Source organism: Bacillus sp. LR--39, assembly GCF_053613335.1.
This window is the reverse complement of sequence record NZ_JBSIOT010000263.1, coordinates 1-1,171: the sequence shown is the minus strand read 5'-3', so window position 1 is coordinate 1,171 and position 1,171 is coordinate 1. Positions and strand designations below refer to the sequence as shown.

Annotated in this window: 1 pseudogene; it reads left to right on the top strand. The window is 50.9% G+C overall.

Annotated elements, in window-relative coordinates:
* Nucleotides 1-1,171: pseudogene (gene cydC, locus ACWHAR_RS22345) on the top strand (thiol reductant ABC exporter subunit CydC); the annotation flags it as partial.

Genomic DNA, 1,171 nt, shown 5'->3' with positions numbered 1-1,171 from the left:
ACGATTTTTCCTGCGATCTCAGCCTTGTTCCTGTATGCTGTGTCAGTGATAGCGCTCGGCTTCTTCTCTTGGCCGTTTGCCATATTGCTTGCGCTTTATTTGTTTGTTCTTGTTGTATTGTTTCCGGTTGTGTCTTTGCTCGTGACGAGAGCGAAGAATGCGAAGCTGAAAAGCGGGCGGAATGTGCTGTACAGCCGTCTGACAGATGCCGTGATGGGTGTCAGCGACTGGATGTTCAGCGGACGCCGGCATGCTTTTATTGATGCTTATGAAAAAGAGGAACATGATTGGTTTGAGCTTGAACGGAAAAAACAACGTTTTACGAGATGGCGGGACTTTGCTGCGCAATGCCTTGTCGCTGGCCTTATTTTGCTGATGCTGTTTTGGACAGCGGGACAGCAAGCGGACGGCGAGCTCGCTAAAACGATGATTGCCGCTTTTGTGCTAGTGGTGTTTCCGTTGACGGAAGCCTTTTTGCCGCTTTCGGATGCCTTAGGCGAAGTGCCGGGCTATCAGGATTCTATCAGACGCATGAACAAGGTGGCTCCTCAGCCGGAGGCGTCACAAACAGAATCAGGGGCTCAAATGCTCGATCTTCAAGATGTCACCTTGGCCTTTCGTGATGTGACGTTTTCTTATGACAACAGCAGCCAAGTGCTGCACAACTTTTCCTTTACGCTGCGCCAAGGAGAAAAAATGGCGCTGCTCGGCCGAAGCGGCTCTGGGAAATCAACATCGCTTGCATTAATCGAGGGCGCCTTGAAACCGGACTCCGGTTCTGTAACGTTAAACGGAGTGGAGACAGCGCTGTTAAAGGATCAGATTGCGGATGCGGTGGCCGTGTTAAATCAAAAACCGCACCTGTTTGATACAAGTATTCTGAACAACATCAGGCTCGGAAACGGAGAAGCAAGCGACGAAGATGTGCGCCGCGCCGCAAAGCAGGTCAAGCTGCATGACTACATTGAGTCATTGCCTGACGGATATCATACCTCTGTACAGGAAACGGGCATCCGTTTTTCCGGTGGAGAGCGCCAGCGGATCGCACTTGCGAGGATTTGCTGCAGGACACACCGATCATCATCCTCGATGAGCCAACAGTCGGCCTCGATCCTATTACCGAACGTGAATTGATGGAAACGGTGTTTGAGGTGCTGAAAGGAAAAACGAT